General features: G+C 45.0%; 14 protein-coding genes. 6 read left to right on the top strand and 8 right to left on the bottom strand.

Annotated features, from left to right (window positions below):
• Positions 1 to 122: 122 nt before the first annotated feature.
• A complete protein-coding gene (locus AB4274_RS19770; protein WP_017060409.1) occupies positions 123 to 839 on the bottom strand; it encodes a 3'-5' exonuclease in 717 nt (238 codons plus the stop codon).
• Positions 840 to 844: 5 nt separating this feature from the next.
• Entirely contained in the window at positions 845 to 2,734 is a 1,890-nt protein-coding gene (locus AB4274_RS19765) for a DUF294 nucleotidyltransferase-like domain-containing protein (RefSeq protein ID WP_017060410.1), read from the bottom strand.
• Positions 2,735 to 2,884: 150 nt separating this feature from the next.
• Here AB4274_RS19765 and AB4274_RS19760 point away from each other — a divergent pair, with 150 nt between their 5' ends.
• Positions 2,885 to 3,526 (top strand): outer membrane beta-barrel protein, encoded by a 642-nt coding sequence (locus AB4274_RS19760; protein WP_017068768.1) that lies wholly within the window; start codon positions 2,885 to 2,887, stop codon positions 3,524 to 3,526.
• A gap of 124 nt (positions 3,527 to 3,650) precedes the next feature.
• On the opposite strand, the gene AB4274_RS19755 is transcribed toward AB4274_RS19760, so the two are convergent.
• From AB4274_RS19755 to AB4274_RS19745, 3 genes are all read right to left on the bottom strand, one after another.
• Positions 3,651 to 4,841 carry an amino acid aminotransferase gene (locus AB4274_RS19755; protein WP_017065416.1) on the bottom strand — a complete coding sequence of 397 codons (1,191 nt, stop codon included), beginning with the start codon at positions 4,839 to 4,841 and terminating at the stop codon, positions 3,651 to 3,653.
• 202 nt (positions 4,842 to 5,043) lie between these two features.
• A complete protein-coding gene (locus AB4274_RS19750; RefSeq protein WP_372113020.1) occupies positions 5,044 to 6,585 on the bottom strand; it encodes an HD-GYP domain-containing protein in 1,542 nt (513 codons plus the stop codon).
• Between the two features lie 249 nt (positions 6,586 to 6,834).
• Entirely contained in the window at positions 6,835 to 7,134 is a 300-nt protein-coding gene (locus AB4274_RS19745; RefSeq protein WP_017060414.1) for a hypothetical protein, read from the bottom strand.
• 218 nt (positions 7,135 to 7,352) lie between these two features.
• Here AB4274_RS19745 and AB4274_RS19740 point away from each other — a divergent pair, with 218 nt between their 5' ends.
• Positions 7,353 to 8,756 carry a PLP-dependent aminotransferase family protein gene (locus tag AB4274_RS19740; RefSeq protein WP_017065418.1) on the top strand — a complete coding sequence of 468 codons (1,404 nt, stop codon included), beginning with the start codon at positions 7,353 to 7,355 and terminating at the stop codon, positions 8,754 to 8,756.
• Between the two features lie 127 nt (positions 8,757 to 8,883).
• Positions 8,884 to 9,090: a hypothetical protein gene (locus tag AB4274_RS19735; RefSeq protein ID WP_004734707.1), complete on the top strand. Its 207-nt coding sequence runs from the start codon at positions 8,884 to 8,886 to the stop codon at positions 9,088 to 9,090.
• A gap of 133 nt (positions 9,091 to 9,223) precedes the next feature.
• Here the strand turns inward: AB4274_RS19735 and asnS are convergent, their stop codons facing one another.
• Complete coding sequence (gene asnS, locus AB4274_RS19730; protein WP_017060416.1) at positions 9,224 to 10,624, bottom strand: asparagine--tRNA ligase; 1,401 nt, start codon at positions 10,622 to 10,624, stop codon at positions 9,224 to 9,226.
• Between the two features lie 557 nt (positions 10,625 to 11,181).
• Here asnS and AB4274_RS19725 point away from each other — a divergent pair.
• Positions 11,182 to 12,672 carry a SulP family inorganic anion transporter gene (locus tag AB4274_RS19725; RefSeq protein ID WP_229647224.1) on the top strand — a complete coding sequence of 497 codons (1,491 nt, stop codon included), beginning with the start codon at positions 11,182 to 11,184 and terminating at the stop codon, positions 12,670 to 12,672.
• Positions 12,673 to 12,774: 102 nt separating this feature from the next.
• Here the strand turns inward: AB4274_RS19725 and AB4274_RS19720 are convergent, their stop codons facing one another.
• Positions 12,775 to 14,397, bottom strand: a complete 1,623-nt coding sequence (locus tag AB4274_RS19720; protein WP_017065420.1) for a methyl-accepting chemotaxis protein — start codon at positions 14,395 to 14,397, stop codon at positions 12,775 to 12,777.
• A gap of 501 nt (positions 14,398 to 14,898) precedes the next feature.
• Here AB4274_RS19720 and AB4274_RS19715 point away from each other — a divergent pair.
• Both AB4274_RS19715 and AB4274_RS19710 read left to right on the top strand, forming a co-directional pair.
• Entirely contained in the window at positions 14,899 to 15,096 is a 198-nt protein-coding gene (locus tag AB4274_RS19715; RefSeq protein WP_048611631.1) for a hypothetical protein, read from the top strand.
• An 81-nt stretch (positions 15,097 to 15,177) separates the two neighbouring features.
• Complete coding sequence (locus tag AB4274_RS19710) at positions 15,178 to 16,320, top strand: amino acid permease (protein WP_017060419.1); 1,143 nt, start codon at positions 15,178 to 15,180, stop codon at positions 16,318 to 16,320.
• Positions 16,321 to 16,439: 119 nt separating this feature from the next.
• Here the strand turns inward: AB4274_RS19710 and AB4274_RS19705 are convergent, their stop codons facing one another.
• Positions 16,440 to 17,801, bottom strand: a complete 1,362-nt coding sequence (locus tag AB4274_RS19705; RefSeq protein WP_017060420.1) for an L-serine ammonia-lyase — start codon at positions 17,799 to 17,801, stop codon at positions 16,440 to 16,442.
• Between the last annotated feature and the right edge of the window lie 62 nt (positions 17,802 to 17,863).

Genomic DNA, 17,863 nt, shown 5'->3' with positions numbered 1-17,863 from the left:
ACGCTTATGGGAAATGCGCTTAGTCGGGCCAACCGTTGCTTAAACACAGACGATAAAAATGAAAAAGCCCACCAATGGAAAGTTGATGGGCTTTGTGTTTGTATTTAGCTTACGTAACTCAGCTAGAGCCAGAAACTCTTCAGAGGCATCTCAGAGTCAAAGTGATGAGCAATTTGCGCTTGGAGTAGCTCAGCGGTCGCAATAGCGTCAGTTAATGCATGATGCGGCGTGTAGTCGGGCAGATGGTATCGACGACGACTCTGACCCAGTCTCACTGAAGCTGGCTTCTTACCTTTCAGCTTGTTCCACAAGCCGCCAGCCAGTTTATTTTGGATCTGAGATTCAATCTCCAGCGTGTCGAGGACTGGGAACTCAATGCCTTCACCGAGTCGCACTTTCAATGCATTGTCCAAAAAGTCACGTTCGATACGACGATAGTGAACCACAGGGATATGTCCCGCCATTGATTCTAAGATCTCGCCCAACACTTCGCTAAGGTCTGGCGCATCAATGATGTCATTGTGAGTGATGCCATGAATCACGACAGACTCTTCTTCAAGTTTCTGTTTTGGTCTTAGAGTCCAGTGTTTGGCTTGTCGCAAGTAGATGCGATTGAGCGTAAATGGCACTAAACCAATGGTAATGATGCCGTCTTTGTTTGGGTTTAACCCCGTTGTCTCAAAGTCGACAGCCAAAAACATCACTTCTGAAAGTGGCGTATCAGGCGCAGGAAGAGGCTGGCTATAAAAGTGCTTTAAGCGCTCGTCTCTCGCTCGTTCAAGCTTCTGAGCAAACTTAAATGGCCAATCGACCGCAGGTGATCTGAATAGTTTGTTCATAGGCCCTACTTAAACTTGTTGCTGGCTTGATAACGGAACTTAAGGAAGTTTTGCGCATTACTTAATATTTGGAATGCATCCTTTAGGTTACGTCGTTCGAAGTCAGACAGGTTCTCTGGCTCGATGTTGTTATCAGGCTCGATGTTGTTGTCGACATCGTGTGCTTGGTGGCGAATACGAACCAGAGAGATAAACTCCATCGCATCTTTCAAATCTTGAGCTCGGCCTTTTGGCAGAATACCGGCGTCAATAATGTCATCTAAGCGTTCGAACGAGTTCTTAGAGCGAGACGCTACCGCGAGCGAGTGAACACGAATCAAATCGGCGAGTGGCGCAGTACCACGACGCTTAAGGTTGATAGAGTTGTTGTGACGGCCATCTTTCTCCATCACGAAATCTTTGAAGAAGCCGAGCGGAGGTGTACGGTTGAGTGCGTTACGTGCAAGGCACGCCAAGAAGCGATTGTTCTTACGTGCGCGTCGAACAATAAAGCTGTTCAATTGCTCGGCCCATTTCAGACGACCATAAACGCCATCTAAGTCGAAGAAGATTGAAGCATTTAACAGTGCTTTCGGGTTTGGATCATCAATCCAATCGGCAAAGCACTCTTCCCATTGTCGACGAGTCATACGCCACGTTGGGTTAGTCGCCATGATATCGCCAGTACAATACACATAGCCACACTGATCTAAGCCATCACAAATAAAGGTCGACAGCTCCTCAAAGTATTTACCGTGCTTTTTCTCGTCGTAGGTATCATCAAGAATGATTGCGTTATCTTGGTCGGTAACCAGCAGCTGCTCATCACGCCCCATAGAGCCCAGTGCGAGGAAACAGTAAGGAATAGGCGACTTGCCCAATTTCTCTTCGCCCAGTTCGATAATTCGCTGCTTAAAGCTACGACCAATTACCGACATTGCAGTACCCACCATGTGGGCGTTGGCATCTTCGTTAACTAAGCGCACAAAGCTGTCTTTTACTTGCTCGGAAAGCACCTTCAGATCTTCGATACTTTGTTGCTGGAAGATACTACTTACCAATAATAGCGAGTTTTGAGACTCATAACGAACAATATCGGTCGCTTCGATAATACCAATCGGCTTCTTATCTTTAAGCACTGGTAAATGATGCACGTTATAGCGAAGCATGGTCATCATAGCTTCGTATACGTAAGCATTGTGATCGAGAGAGATAACCTCAGGTGTCATTACGCTAGAGACTTCATCCGATGGGTCAAGCCCTTCAGCTAAAACGCGAGTACATAAATCTCGGTCGGTGATGATGCCAATCACGGGTGTTGAGTCATCTTCATCATCTTCAACGATTTCTGGATCGATGATCAGCAAAGAGGAAACATTATCTTGCGCCATCATGGTTGCAGCTTGCTGAATCGTGCGCGTTTTTTCGATCATTGGCGCTTCGCTGGTCAGCAGCGTTTTAACCTTGGATGTTGTTAGGTCGTTAGCGTCGTTGCTGTCTGAGTTTGCTTGGCGAAGACGGGCGTTGTCTTCTACTTCTACGAAATCTGCAAAGGAGTCGTAGTTGTCGTAGAGCTCTTGGAAAATTGGCTCAGGAATGCAGTAGAGAAGAGTATCTTCGGTCGCTTTTACTGGGAAACGAACCTTGTTGTTGGTCAGTAGACCCATTTGCCCGAACAAGTGGCCTTCATCAAGGCGGTTATAGAGTTCGCCTTTACGACGGTAGACTTCGACTTCGCCACTTCGAACGATATATAAGTCATGAATTTGATCACCAAAGTGAATGATAGGGGTATCTTGGCGGTAATAAGAAATTTCCACGCTACTGGTCACTTTCGCCAACATCTCCTCAGGGAGTTCTGTGAAAGGGGGGTATTGTGCCAGAAAGTTTTGAATCTCTAATAACTCAGCATCCATAATGATCATCCATTGGTTTGTATGATTTCATGGTACAACATTTGATAATATTTTGCCGTCACAAATCAATCTGTGAGCTAAAACCTTTTTAAAGTCTTATGGATAGACTAACCTTTCAATTAATGGAGTGACAGTTTAAGGATGATAGGAATGTCGAAGTGGAAGCTTAGTTTTGTATCTGCGGTTTTTATGTTTTCTCCAAGTTTGTGGGCGGACACTAACGCGGTGGATATTTTAGATTACGACCATATTTATGCCACGGCGCATTCGGGCAGTTTAAATGAAGATGCAGGCAGTAATAATAACGCCTCGTCGTATGGATTAGGCGTCAGTTACGCGATGACGGATGATTGGTTGTTGCTGGGAGACTACAGCGCACGCTTTATTCACCCTGATGACACCACAACTCGAATTGATACGCTGATGCCAGGTGTTGGTTACCGTTACAGCATTAAGAAAGATTTAGATATAGTGGCTTACTACCTGCTTGGTATCACAAAAGGTAAGGTTGAAGATAATGACACCAACCGAACTGAATCTTCAGACACTGAGTTCATCCAAGGGGTAAAAGCTGAGCTTAACTATGGCTTTGCGAAACGTTGGATAGCTAACGGGAGTGTGCAAGTGAATCGAAGTGACCTGTTTGATGAAGAGGTCTATCACTTAGGTTTACGTTATCTAGTGACCAATAAGTTTGCGATTGGTGGGTCATATCAACATCGAGATGGTGAAGGTAAAATTCGTAGCGAGCGTACTCACGAGCTAGGAGTGGAATTTTTCCTAGAGTATTAGCCAGTAACGAAAAGGCTAAGTGCACTAATAGCTCTTATATACAAAGAGACAGACACAAAAAAGCCAGCTTAATTGCTGGCTTTTACACATCTATTGGTCTGCAAATACAGGTTTCGCTTTTCGATTAAAGAACCGCAGCGATACCTTTACATAGAGGACCCATGTTTGACTTAGTCATACCAGCAACACTGATACGGCCAGAACCAACAATGTAGATTGCGAATTCGTCTTTTAGGCGAGTTACTTGCTCTTTGCTTAGACCTGAGAACGAGAACATGCCGTTTTGACGTTCGATGAATGTGAAGTCTGCATCAACACCTTCTGATTTCAGTGTCGTTACGAATAGTTCACGCATCTCTTGGATACGGTCACGCATTTCTGCCACTTCTGCTTCCCATTCAGCACGTAGATCAGCATCACCAAGGATGTGAGTAACGACAGCACTGCCGTGGGCTGGTGGGTTAGAGTAGATAGAGCGGATAATGCTCTTAACTTGAGAGAATGCTGTCGTTGCTACGTCTGCTGATTCAGCAACCAGAGTGAATGCACCAACACGCTCGTTGTACAAGCCGAAGTTCTTAGAGAACGAGCTAGCAACAAGGATCTCTTTGTTGTATTGAGCAAAAATACGTAGGCCAGCAGCATCTTCTTCAACGCCTTTTGCAAAACCTTGGTAAGCAAAATCGAATAGAGGCAGCAGTTTCTTCTCAGCAACCAATTTAGCCAGTACTTCCCACTCTTCAGTTGTTGGGTCGATACCTGTTGGGTTGTGACAGCAGCCGTGAAGAAGAACGATATCGCCTTCAGAAGCTTTCTCTAGGTCAGCAACCATACCAGCGAAGTCTTTGTCTTTAGTTTCAGCGTTGTAGTAGCTGTATTGAGCAGTTTCGATCCCCGCAGCTGCGAAAACGCCGTTGTGGTTAGCCCAAGTTGGGTTACTGATCCAGATTTTCACTTCGCCCAGTTGGCGCTTGATGAATTCACCCGCTACGCGAAGTGCACCTGTACCACCTGGAGCTTGTGCTGTTTTAGCGCGTTGAGATGCAACGATCTCTGCGTCTGAACCGAAAAGAAGTTTCTGAACCGCTAGACCGTATTCAGCTGTACCTTCAATCGTTAGGTAAGATTTGGTTTTTTCGTTTTCAAGAAGTGCAGCTTCTGCTTTCTTTACTGTTTTAAGTACTGGTGTTTGACCATCTTCATTTTTGTAGATGCCAACGCCAAGGTTGATTTTCTCTGCACGAGAGTCTTTTTTAAACTCTTCAGTAAGGCCGAGGATAGGATCGGCGGGAGCAGCTAACACTTTTTCAAACATAATCTTCATCCATGTCAATTGAGAGGGGATAGTATCTATGGGTAGTTATACCTGTATGGAATTTTTAAGACAATACGAAGTGAACAGAAAGACCAAAAAAAATCCATTTCAATCAGATTTATTGACTAAAGAGGATATTTGATAACAAAACACCCTACGGATTAACCTATAGGGTGCAAGAAGTTAGTGGATTTTGAATAGATTACGCAGGTTGAGCAATAAAGCTTTCGCGCTCGAGTTCACTCGCTACATTTTTGCCATCTTTGTAGGTCGCAGCAATTGAAACAAACGCTTGTTCGACGACCAGAAAAGCTTGGACAACTTGCGGATCAAAATGCGTCCCATTGCCCTTTAAGATGATCTGTTTAGCTTGTTCATGAGTAAAGGGTGGCTTGTAGACTCGCTTCGAGATGAGCGCATCATAAACATCAGCTAATGCCATTAAACGGCCAGATAACGGGATATCTTCACCAGACAACTGATTAGGATAACCACTGCCATTCCATTTCTCGTGGTGAGTCAGAGATATCTCCTTTGCGACTCTTAAGAAAGAGCTACTTCCCAACTGCTTTTCTGCAATAGATAACGCTTCAGCCCCAATCGCGGGGTGACCTTTCATTATCTCAAACTCTTCGTCCGTCAATTTGCCCGGCTTCAATAACACACTATCAGGAACACCTACTTTGCCCACGTCGTGCAAAGGCGCAGATTTGTAGAGCAACTCGATGTAGTTTGGAGTTAACAAGCTTGAGTGGGTTTCTGATTTGCTGAGCTCTTGTGCGAGTACCTTGACGTACTCTTGAGTTCTTAGGATATGTGCGCCCGTTTCATTGTCTCGAGATTCAGCCAATGCCGATAAGCTCACAATGGCCACGTCACGTGTGGTTTTCACTTCGTTTTGCGCGGTTTCAAGGCTATCAAGCATGGTATTGGTCATAGATGCCATTGATCCAAGCTCGTTGTAGCCGAAAATAGGTAAGCGAACGCCTTGCTCGCCATTGGTGACTTTGTTTAATGCGTGCTCTTGGCTTAGGAGAATACGCTTAATTAGCTTACTCCAAAGCGTCATGATGGTTATCGCGTAGCCACCCAGTACCACAGCCAAATAAATAAACTCTTTGATCACGCTGATCTTGCCGGTGCCATCCAATAAGCGGTCAGGGTTGTGTTCTAGCCAGAAGATGTCTTTAACGGCAACCATCGTCAACATAGTCGTCAGTGTTACCAGAAGCACGATAACCAAGCCTATCATCTGCTTGACCAGTGAACTTCTTTCACCAACCAGTTGGAAGTCGAATTGTCCAGTCGTCTCCATTTTATCCATTTGGCTGAGCTTGGCATTCAATTGAAGAATGGTTCCGGTAAATAAGCCGAATAGACTCATGCCAAACAGCACCTTCAAATTACTATCTATGGTGAATTCATAGCTTAAGTTGTAGTAGAGCGCGAAAGGCACACTTGCAGCAAAAAATAGCAGGGTATCGAGTTGCGCGAATCGGCCTTGCTTGACCAAGGTATGTTGCGCCAATGGGTAACGACGTGCGAGCCATAATAAGATAAACACAATACTGACTTGTGTGAAAATCTCTAACGTCGTTAAGCTATCGAGCATAGGGCACACCCGACTGCCATAGGTGCCAAACAGCACGCCAGCAATGACGTATAACTTAGTCGTTAGCGATTGATTGTAATTTGAAGTATCCATCGGTAAGCCTTTGTTCTCATTCTTATTAGATTTGCGCATTCATTGATTCACGACTTTAGAATTGCGAATGATTAGCATAAGTGACGTGAATAAGACCGGAAATTCTATCGATAGCTTTCGTGGATTGATACAAGAAACTGGTTTGTGTTAGAGATTTGTTAGCTAGGTGGGGGTTATTGCAGCATTTTTATGAAGATACTTGAATAGCCTCGGTCGAGGTTCGAGGCTATTCAGTCTGTGTACTGGTTAGAATCGCGAGTGATTGAGTTTGCTATCTACTTTACCCCGTTACTTTTTGAGATTGATTTCAGCTTCGATTGAGCCGGTTTCAATCTCAGGGTGAGACGCTAGTTTGTCTGCAGCCCATTGGTTGATGTGTTTCAGAATAGCAGACACCGCGTGTTTTTCCGTTGGTGCTTGGTCTTGTTCGACATCGATCTTTTGCTTTGGATGTGAGCCTGTCGCATCTTCAGCAATATGGAGCCAATCTGGGTGCCAGTAATATGGCTGACCGCTTGGTGTTGTCCAACTGTGAACACCGTTTGACTCTCCTTTATAACTTAATTGGTCTGCTTCTATTTTTTTCATTGTTATCTCGCATGTTTTTGGGTTACATCAAATTATTGAGGTAGAAAGCCAACTTAGCTCCTACCTTGGGTACAAACTTAGCAAAGCTTACAAAGTTATCTGTGAACCAATTCACACTATTGTGGAAATTAGGTGCGATCATATGGATAGCAGCAATAGTTGTTGGCGTAAGTGATAAAATCACCGGCTCACAGAATTTCTCTAGGTAGTACAATTAGATGGCGCGTTATGAAGAGCTTGCAAAGGATATTCGAACTCAGATAGCCAACAATACGTGGCGATCCGGAGAGAAGATCCCTTCGGTACGCATGAGTTGTCGAAATTACAACGTCAGCAATAGTACTGTCTTACAAGCCTACCAGTTGCTAGAAAGCGAAGGGTGGATCATCGCTAAACCTCAGTCGGGCTACTTTGTAGCGCCAAGGCTGGACGGCGTTGACTACGCACAGCCACTCGTTAGTGAAAAGAAAGCCATTAATGACCGCTTATTTGATTTCTTGAAGTCGAGTTCAGCCGAAGGTGTGATTCCTTTCGGCTCTGCATTCCCAGATCCCGACCTTTTCCCGTTACCTACCTTGACTCGAAACCTTGCCAGCGCGGGTAGGAAGATGACTGGCGCGAGTGTGATAAATAATTTACCACCGGGCAGTGAGTCCTTGAGAAGGCAAATCGCACAGCGTTATCTGCAGCAAGGGATTACGGTTAATCATCAAGACATCGTGATTACGTCGGGTGCTATGGAAGCGCTCAACTTGAGCCTGCAAACGGTCACCAAGTCGGGTGATAACGTCGTGATTGAGTCTCCCGCCTTCTATGGTGCTCTGCAGGCTGTCGAGAGGCTCGGGCTTAACCCTATCGAAGTGGACGTTTGCCCAATCAATGGGTTGAATATAGAGCAGTTTGAAAACGCGCTACAAAACCAAGATGTTAAAGCGTGTTGGCTGATGACGACTTTTCAAAACCCAACGGGAACCAGTTTGTCGGAACAGGCAAAGCGCCGTGTGGTAGAGATTGCAGAACAGCATGGAACCTACATTATTGAAGATGACGTGTATGGCGATCTTTATTACGAAGGGCATAAGCCGAAGCCACTAAAGGCCTTCGATAAGACCGATTCCGTCTTGCTTTGTGGGTCGTATTCAAAAAGTTTGTGTCCTGGTTATCGAGTAGGGTGGGTTGTGAACACGCGTTTTAACGACGCGATTCAAAAGTTACAGCTTCTTTCTACGTTATCGAGTAGCGCTCCTGTTCAACTTGGTGTCGCTCATTTCTTAACGCATGAAAGCTACGACAATCACCTTCGTAAACTGCGTAAAAACCTTGTCGTCAGGAAAGAGCGATTTATCGATGTCATTAAGCAGTACTTTCCGCATTCAATCGAGATTGAAGAGCCGGCTGGTGGTTACTTGATATGGATTCGCTTTTCTGAAAAATTCGACAGCCAACAGTTTCATCAACTGGCTATCGAACAAGGTATTAGCGTTGCATCTGGCGATCTGTTTAGTGAGCATGGCAGAGTGGATAACGCGATACGATTGAACTTCTCTTATGAACTGACAGAAGAGAAAGAACAGGCGCTCATCTGGCTTGGCAAACTGGCACATCAACTTACGCATTCGTAAAACCTTAAGTCCCTCATAAAAAAGACAATCATTCCAACTGTACGGGTTGTTTGTGGGGTAACTGTACGCCTAATTGACCAAAGAGTTGTGATTCAATAACGGTAGACCAAATATTGGAGATACCGTTATGTTGAAAATGACTATGGGAAATGAAGTTAAGCTGATTATTGTCGCTATTGTGTGTGCGCTTCTGCTTATTCTCGGCCACGTACTGCTGGCAAAAGCATTCGCTGATATGGCGTGGGCGGAATACACCACTGCCGCGATCCCATTCGTTATGATGGCAATTTGCGGTCTTGCAATAAAATACGCTATCGACCAAGATGTGGATTAGCTTTTGAAATAATGAGTCTCAGATAGTGGCACGCAGAAGCATCTGGACTCGTTTTATTCCGAACATAAAAAAACCTCCGCAAGTGCGGAGGTTTTTGTTTGTTCTTAACTTTTAATATCGAATAGGTTTCGAATTAGAAGTTTGCAGAGCGTGGTGTACGTGGGAATGGAATCACGTCACGAACGTTACCCATACCTGTTACGTAAGATACTAGACGCTCGAAACCAAGACCGAAACCAGCGTGTGGCACTGTACCGTATTTACGTAGGTCGCGGTACCAGCTCATGTGCTCAGGGTCGATACCCATAGCAATCATACGCTCGTCTAGAATGTCTAGACGCTCTTCACGTTGTGCACCACCGATGATTTCACCGATGCCTGGTGCAAGTACGTCCATTGCTGCAACTGTTTTGCCGTCGTCGTTTAAGCGCATGTAGAAAGCTTTGATGTCTTTCGGGTAGTTCTTAACAATAACAGGTGCTTTGAAGTGCTCTTCAGCTAGGTAACGCTCATGCTCAGAAGACATGTCGATGCCCCACTCAACGTCAAACTCAAATTTCTTACCAGAGTCTAGTAGGATTTGGATTGCGTCAGTGTAGTCAACTTGTGCGAAATCAGCGTCTACGAATTGCTCTAGACGAGTAATTGCTTGCTTGTCGATGCGAGAAGCGAAGAACTCAAGGTCGTCGCGGCGCTCTTCAAGAACAGCAGCGAAAACGTACTTAAGCATGTCTTCAGCCAGTTTCGCTACATCGTTAAGGTCTGCAAACGCAACTTCAGGCTCAACCATCCAGAACTCAGCTAGGTGGCGGCTTGTGTTTGAGTTTTCAGCACGGAACGTAGGACCGAACGTGTAAACCTTGCTTAGTGCACAAGCATAAGCTTCAGCATTAAGTTGGCCAGATACTGTTAGGAACGTCTCTTTACCGAAAAAATCTTCGTTGAAGTCTACGTCGCCTTTTTCAGTGCGTGGTAGGTTTTCCATGTCTAGCGTAGAAACACGGAACATTTCACCAGCGCCTTCTGCATCAGATGCAGTAATAAGCGGAGCAGAAGTCCAGAAGAAACCTTGCTCGTGGTAGAAACGGTGAATCGCTTGAGATAGACAGTTACGTACACGTGCTACTGCGCCAATCACGTTTGTACGTGGACGTAGGTGAGCAACTTCACGAAGGTACTCGATAGAGTGACGCGTCTTAGCCATTGGGTAAGTGTCAGCGTCTTCAACCCAGCCTACAACTTTAACGTCAGTTGCTGCTAGTTCGAAGTCTTGACCTTTCGCAGGAGACTCAACAATCTTACCCGTTACTTCAACAGAGCAGCCAGTTGTTAGCTTTAATACTTCGTTTTCGTAATTATTAAGATTATTAGGAACCACGGCCTGAATCGGGTCGAAACAAGAGCCGTCATAAATGGCAAGGAAAGAGATTCCAGCTTTGGAATCACGACGTGAACGGATCCAGCCGCGAACAGTTACTTCACTGTCTACCGCTAGCTTGCCGCCAAGTACGTCTGTTACAGGCGCGTAAGTCATGTTGATTTCATTCTCCATTGAGGGACAAATTCAACTCAAAGTCTCTGGCATTGCTGCAAATAAATATACATTTGCACAATAATTAGCCGAAACATTAAGTTGTATAAACTTTTTAAATCGATTGAACATATTACCTGTCATACCGACAGCTTCAACCTTTATTCTTGCTTGGTGAAAGAAATATTGTGTCTACTGACGATAAATAGGTTTGAGGGTGTGTTTTTTGTTCGATCTTAGCGTCAGCCTTACCTTTCACCCTATGTGAGCTGCTGAACGAGCATGGGGTAATCGAAACCTTTGTTTTCAATAATGGGAGTGTGATTGTGTTGAGACTCACTCTATATTGGCGCGGATTCAGTCATTTTGGACTTGATCACCTTCTTAATTTCCCACTAAAGTACAAGAGGAGTTTAATATCTACGTGTTAATTACGCCGCCTTAACCCCTGCATTCTCTCTACACCCGCACTTTTCGAGCGCTCGCTCATTCAAGAAAAACAGTCGATCAAATTATGTCTCAACAAGGCAGGACTGGCTGTACAAGTAAAAGAGAATTACATGCTTAATTATTTAAAAAAACATTGGTTATCAAACGTTAAAGGAGATTCATTATCTGGGATTGTGGTTGCACTCGCATTGATCCCTGAAGCCATCGCATTTTCAATTATTGCAGGCGTTGACCCTAAAGTAGGGCTCTATGCCTCGTTCTGTATTTGTGTCGTCACTGCTTTGGTTGGCAGTCGTCCGGGAATGATTTCCGGTGCAACAGGCGCTATGGCGCTACTAATGGTCACTTTAGTGAGAGAGCACGGACTAGAATATCTACTCGCCGCTTCATTTCTAGCTGGCGTCATTCAGATCGCAGCTGGGTATCTCAAGCTTGGTAACCTGATGAATTTCGTTTCCAAATCGGTGATTACTGGATTTGTTAACGCGCTCGCCATTCTAATTTTCATGGCTCAACTTCCTGAATTAATCAACTTCCCGTCAAGCGTTTACGTGTTAGTCGCTTTGGGTTTGGCGATCATTTATCTGCTTCCTTATTTTCCCAAGTTTGGTCGTGCAATACCTTCCCCACTGGTCGCGATTGTTGCTCTGACAATCATTAGTTTGCTCTTCGGCTTAGATGTGAGAACGATTGGCGATATGGGAAAGCTTCCCGATTCACTGCCTGTGTTCTTGATTCCTAATATTCCATTCACGTTTGAGACGCTTGCAACCATCCTGCCATATTCGATTGCTCTGTCTCTGGTTGGCTTGTTGGAATCCTTGATGACAGCGACCATAGTCGATGACCTGACTGATACTGAAAGCAATAAAAACAATGAGTGTAAAGGGCAGGGCGTTGCGAACATCGTGGCTTCCCTTTTTGGTGGAATGGCGGGCTGCGCAATGATCGGTCAGTCGATCATTAACATCAAATCAGGTGGCTTAACCCGATTGTCCAGCATGATCGCTGGGGTGGTTTTGTTGCTAATGGTGGTGTTTGTTTCTGATTGGTTGAAGCTGATACCGATGGCCGCTTTAGTGTCTGTGATGATCATGGTTTCTATCGGCACATTCTCATGGCGTTCCATTGTTGAGCTTAAAGATCACACACTGCCAACCAATGTAACCATGCTAGCAACCGTGGCGGTGGTGGTGTTTACTCATAATTTAGCAATAGGTGTTGCGGTTGGCGTGGTGCTGTCGGCTCTGTTTTATGCACATGCCAGCAAATCCATGGTGTTTATATCCGATGAAGTCGTGACAAACGAAATGCACACCATTCACCGAGTAAAAGGCCATGTCTTCTTTGCTTCGTCAGATGCGTTTGTCGACTTATTTGATTATGACAACGCGACCTCTTTAGTGACCATCGATATATCGGATGCGTCATTCTTAGATAATACCTCGGTCGAGGCGCTTGATAAGGTTGTGTTCAAGTTCCGTAAAAAAGGGGCTTACGTTGAAGTGTCAGGAATGGATAGCGTGAGTGCGAACCTGATAGTCAAACACGCGATGTATCACAAGCATAAAGACTTAACCGCGGTTTCCATTACGCACTAATCTTGGTTTACGGTTCTTTTAAAGCCTGAAAGCCTGAAAGCCTGAATTAGACGTTGCTATGAAGATAAAGCGCTCATTGTTGAGCGCTTTTTTGTTGGCGATCTATGACTTCTTCTTTGTACTCGACAAAGTAAACTGATTAATCAGCGATTCAAGATGATCAGATAGCTCTTCTAAGTCATTGCTGATGTTGCGAGTTTCAGCCGCGGATTGCGATGTGTTGTTGGCGTGAGAGGTGATGGTTTCAACCTTTTGTTGAACATCTTGAGTCGCTTGTGTGGTGGATTGCGTTTGCTGCTGAATATTCTGTGCGTGAGCCAGCACCTGTTTCATCTCTTCGACCACACCATTCATTTCAATTGAAAGTGCGTCGATATCGGTTGAGCTTTGATGGGCTTGTTCGCAAACGCGATCGGCAGAAGTCAGCGACTCTTCGCTGCCTTGCTGGAACTGATGAATGATTGACTCAATACTGCCTGTTGCTTCAGCGGTTCGTGATGCAAGATGGCGAACTTCATCAGCCACCACCGCAAACCCACGACCTTGTTCTCCCGCACGTGCCGCTTCAATTGCTGCATTCAAGGCCAGAAGATTGGTTTGGTCAGCAATGCCACGAATCACACTCAATATTGAAGAGACCTCTCCGGTTTGCTCATTGAGTGTCAGTATTTTGTGTTTCACTTCTTCTATGCTGCTAACGAGGTTTTTTATCTCACTGCTTGCTTCGTGTGCTTGGTTGGCACTCTTACACGCCACATCAGCGGTGTGATTGATAAGCTCTGAAGCTGTTAAAGTCGCTTGTTCTACATTGACTTGCTGTGCCTGTATTCCTTCGACATTGTGTTGCACTTCTGCGGTTTCGCTTTGCTGGTCGCTGGCGGCTTGCTCGGTAATTTGCGCGACACTAGTCAGTTGGTTGGCAGACGCATTTAACTTGTGCGAGGTGCTTTGTACCTTTTCTAAGCTGTCAGATACGGTTCCCATGAACGAGTTGATGGAGTTAGCCAGCGTGCCAATCTCATCCTTGCTTTGTTCCGGCAGGCGAGTGGATAGGTTTTTATCGTTGCTGACTTGGGTCATAAAGCGAGAAGTCTGTTGCAGCGGGCGCACGATAATCTTACGAATTAATCCCATCGTAAGGACAAATCCGGCAAACGAGATCACTGCCATAATGCCAATAGCAGCCATGGTTTGAGTGTTAATCAGCGAGTTAACATGGTTAAGGTTATATTCGAGACGAATCGCACCCAAGACTTCACCTTCTGGTGCCATATGACAGGCGACACAATTGGTTCCTCGGTAATCTTCACTCGACTTCATTGGCAGAGCAATAACCAAGCCTTTGCCCCAATCAGCAGAAAAAGGTTCGATAACGGTTTCGCCCGCTAGCGCTCGTTTATCAATATCGTCAACCGGTGTTTGGTTGTCATTACCTGGGCCATATAACTTGCTGACAGCGTCGGCGCGTAAAACACGAACGTCTTCAATGCCTTCTTGAGCCAGTGCTTTCTGACGAAGGGTCTCTTTTTGTGCCATGGTGCCGGTGAGCATCATCATATTGAGGCTATCGAAGTAGTTACTTGCTTTGTCGTGAAGCTGCTCACTTAACACTGAGTTTACAAGTTGCTTTTGTTGCGAATATTGGAAATAGGTCGATATTGCCAGCAAAAAGGTGAACACGATGGCGAGGGCCACTAGGATTTTAAAGGTGATTGTTGAGCGCATAAGGTGTTTGTTTTTATTAATTATAATGACGCAAATACTGTACTAGTAAGAATTCCTACCACCTATGGGGTATAACGAATTGTGTGACCACACTCCGGTTGTGGTTATGCTTCTGTGATGTAGCAAGTTTGTGCGGAACCTGATGTTGAAATGGAACGCGCTTCAAGCTCCTCGCTGTTCTTAAAACAGACTGTTGTTTTGGGAAAATTGAAGTGCAGCATCGAGTTTTGATTGTGCTGATAATTAGAAAAGCCTAGGTTGTTAATTAGCTCGATGTATTTGTCCGCTTGTCTTTTATCAATAAAGACTATTGTTTTAGACGACTTAGTGGTCAATTTATATCCAAATGGTTGTTTTGTTCAATTTAATAGCAAAAATTGTGGTTATAGCGTTGTGTTTCGAGGCTCATTCGATAAGATGAAAAGACCTCTATGATAGAGGTAGGGCAGCAACGGATACGCTGCTTCAAATACTATGGAATGTGACTTATTGGACACATACATGAAATTCAAGATTACATCACCGATTATTGAACCTACGGAAGGTTCACCACATCAGTTAATGCTTACTCACGCTTCTCGTTTTACCTCTTTTAAGACAAGCTCCCCTTTGAACGCCCTGTTCGACAACGTCTCTGCACGCTTCTTTACCGCTTATCGCTCCTATTGTTATTCGTTTTATAACTTTATTTCTATCTGAACTCCTTTGTCATCCGCTCGATGAACGAAGACTCACATCTATAAAAACTAAACAAATAAGTTAAAAACAATGAATATTAAAATGATGGGTAGCTCCCTAATTATCGCTGGTACCGCTCTCGGTGCTGGTATGCTTGCGATCCCAATGGTATTAGCTCAATTCGGATTGCTTTACGGCACACTGCTTATGGTACTGATCTGTTTCGGTACGACTTACGCAGCATTACTACTTCTAGAAGCGACCATCAAAGCGGGTGGCGGTCTAGGATTAAACTCTATTGCCCGAAAAACCTTGGGTAAACAAGGTCAGTTGCTTACCAACGGCTTGCTATACGCGTTGTTGATTTGCCTATTAATGGCTTACATTCTGGGCGCAGGTGACTTGCTGAGTAAGTTACTGTCTAACTTTGGCGTCGAAATTACCGCGACTACCAGCCAAACCGTGTTTACCTTGCTTGCTGGCGCAGTAGTCGCAAGTGGTACTGGTGTGATTGATAAGCTCAATCGAGCATTGTTCTTCGTGATGCTTGCTAGTTTGTTTGCAACCATGGCCTTCTTAGCGCCGAGCATGACTCAAGAAAACTTGATGCAGGTAACCAGCCATGACCACGTTGACCTAATCAAAACCAGTGCCATCCTGTTTACGAGCTTTGGCTTTATGGTGGTGATTCCAACCTTGGTTTCTTACAACCACGAAGCGACAGACAAACAGCTGCGTAACATGGTGATCATCGGTTCTCTGATCCCATTAGTGTGTTACTTGTGTTGGTTGTTTGCGGTAGTGGGTAACTTGAGTGAAGAGCAATTCCGTAGCTTTGAGAACGTATCAGATTTGATGGCGGCGTTTGAGGCTCAGTCTCCTTGGGTGGGTAACGTCTTGTCTACCTTCACTGGCTTGGCGTTGTTGACTTCTTTCTTTGGCGTAGCAATGGCGTTGTTCAACCAGAACAAAGACATGTTCAACCAAAATACAGCGGTAACGTACTGCATTAGCTTTATCTTGCCGTTGGCGGGTTCATTGCTTGCTGCAGACAAGTTCCTACAAGTGCTGAATTACGCAGGCATCATCTTGGTGTTCCTAGCGGTGTTTGTTCCTCTGGTTATGGTTCACAAGCAGCGCTTCATGAAAGTTGCTGATGACCGATACCGAGCAGAAGGTGGCAGCGCAATGATGTTGTTCTCACTGCTGTTTGGTTGTTTCCTGCTTATCTCGCAAGTGATTTAACAAAACAATTTGGTCGGTTGAATCAATCAGTCACCAAGCTTTAGCTCCAAAAGCTTCAGATACAAAAAAGGAACGCCGCGGCGTTCCTTTTTTATTATCGGTTTATTAATTCAGAATGATTAACAAACAACCTTAACAGCCAAACCACCTTGAGATGTCTCACGGTATTTAGCGTTCATGTCTTTACCTGTTTCTAGCATTGTTTCGATAACTTTATCTAGAGAAACAGTAGGAGCAGAAGAGCGACGAAGCGCCATACGAGTCGAGTTGATTGCTTTAACTGCAGCAATACCGTTACGCTCGATACATGGTACTTGTACTTGGCCAGCAACTGGGTCACATGTTAGACCTAGGTTGTGCTCCATGCCGATTTCTGCAGCCATACATACTTGCTCAGGGCTACCACCCATAAGCTCAGCAAGACCAGCAGCAGCCATAGAGCATGCCACACCAACTTCACCCTGACAGCCAACTTCAGCACCAGAGATTGAAGCGTTACGCTTGTAAAGACCACCGATCGCGCCAGAAGCTGCGAAGTAACGGATGTAATCTTTCTCTGTCACTGTTTGGATGAACTTATCGTAGTAAGCCAATACAGCAGGGATGATGCCACATGCGCCGTTTGTTGGTGCCGTTACTACACGGCCGCCAGCTGCATTTTCTTCGTTTACTGCGAAAGCAAACATGTTTACCCAGTCAACAACCGACATTGGATCATTGGTTGTTTTTTCTGAAGTCATTAGCTGTTGGCGAAGTGCTGCTGCACGGCGAGGAACACGTAGTGGACCAGGCAGGATACCTTCAGTATTCATACCGCGATCCATACACTCACGCATAGTTTTCCAGATGTTAGCGAAGTAAGTGCGAGACTCTTCGTCTGAGTGGAACGCTGCTTGGTTTTTCATAACCAGTGTACTGATAGAAAGACCGCTTTCTTTGCACTGATTAACCAGCTCTTCAGCTGTTGTGAATTCGTAAGGTGCTTTGATTGGGTTTTCTTCTTCTTTGCCGAAGTTCTCTTCGTCAACGATGAAACCGCCACCAATTGAGTAGTACGTTTTTGAGTATGCAACTTCGTCACCAACCCATGCATGAATGCTCATGCCGTTCTCGTGTAGAGAAAGGTTGCTAGTGTGGAAGTTCATACCGCCATCGCGTGGGAACGATACTGTATGACAGTGCATGCCAACAGGAAGGCGCTCAGTTTCTTCTACGCGAGCAATGAAGCCAGCAATAGAATCGATATCAACACGCTCAGGAGTATTGCCAGCAAGACCCATGATGATTGCGATATCTGTGTGGTGACCTTTCCCTGTCAGTGATAGTGATCCATATACGTCCACGGTGATTTTAGTGATGTCGCGCAATTTTCCCATTGAACGTAGGTCATCAATAAATTCTTTACCCGCTTTCATTGGTCCAACTGTGTGTGAGCTCGATGGACCAACACCGATTTTATAGATATCAAATACACTAATCATAGCGATTACCTCAAAAAGAGAGCCTCCCAAGGGGAGTAGGGAGGCTCATTTATTATCATTAT

It is taken from the genome of Vibrio sp. 10N.261.55.A10 (assembly GCF_041470825.1).
GTDB classification, from domain to species: Bacteria; Pseudomonadota; Gammaproteobacteria; order Enterobacterales; family Vibrionaceae; genus Vibrio; species Vibrio crassostreae_C.
The sequence above is the reverse complement of the archived record's forward strand: the minus strand, read 5'-3'. Positions and strand labels throughout refer to the sequence as shown.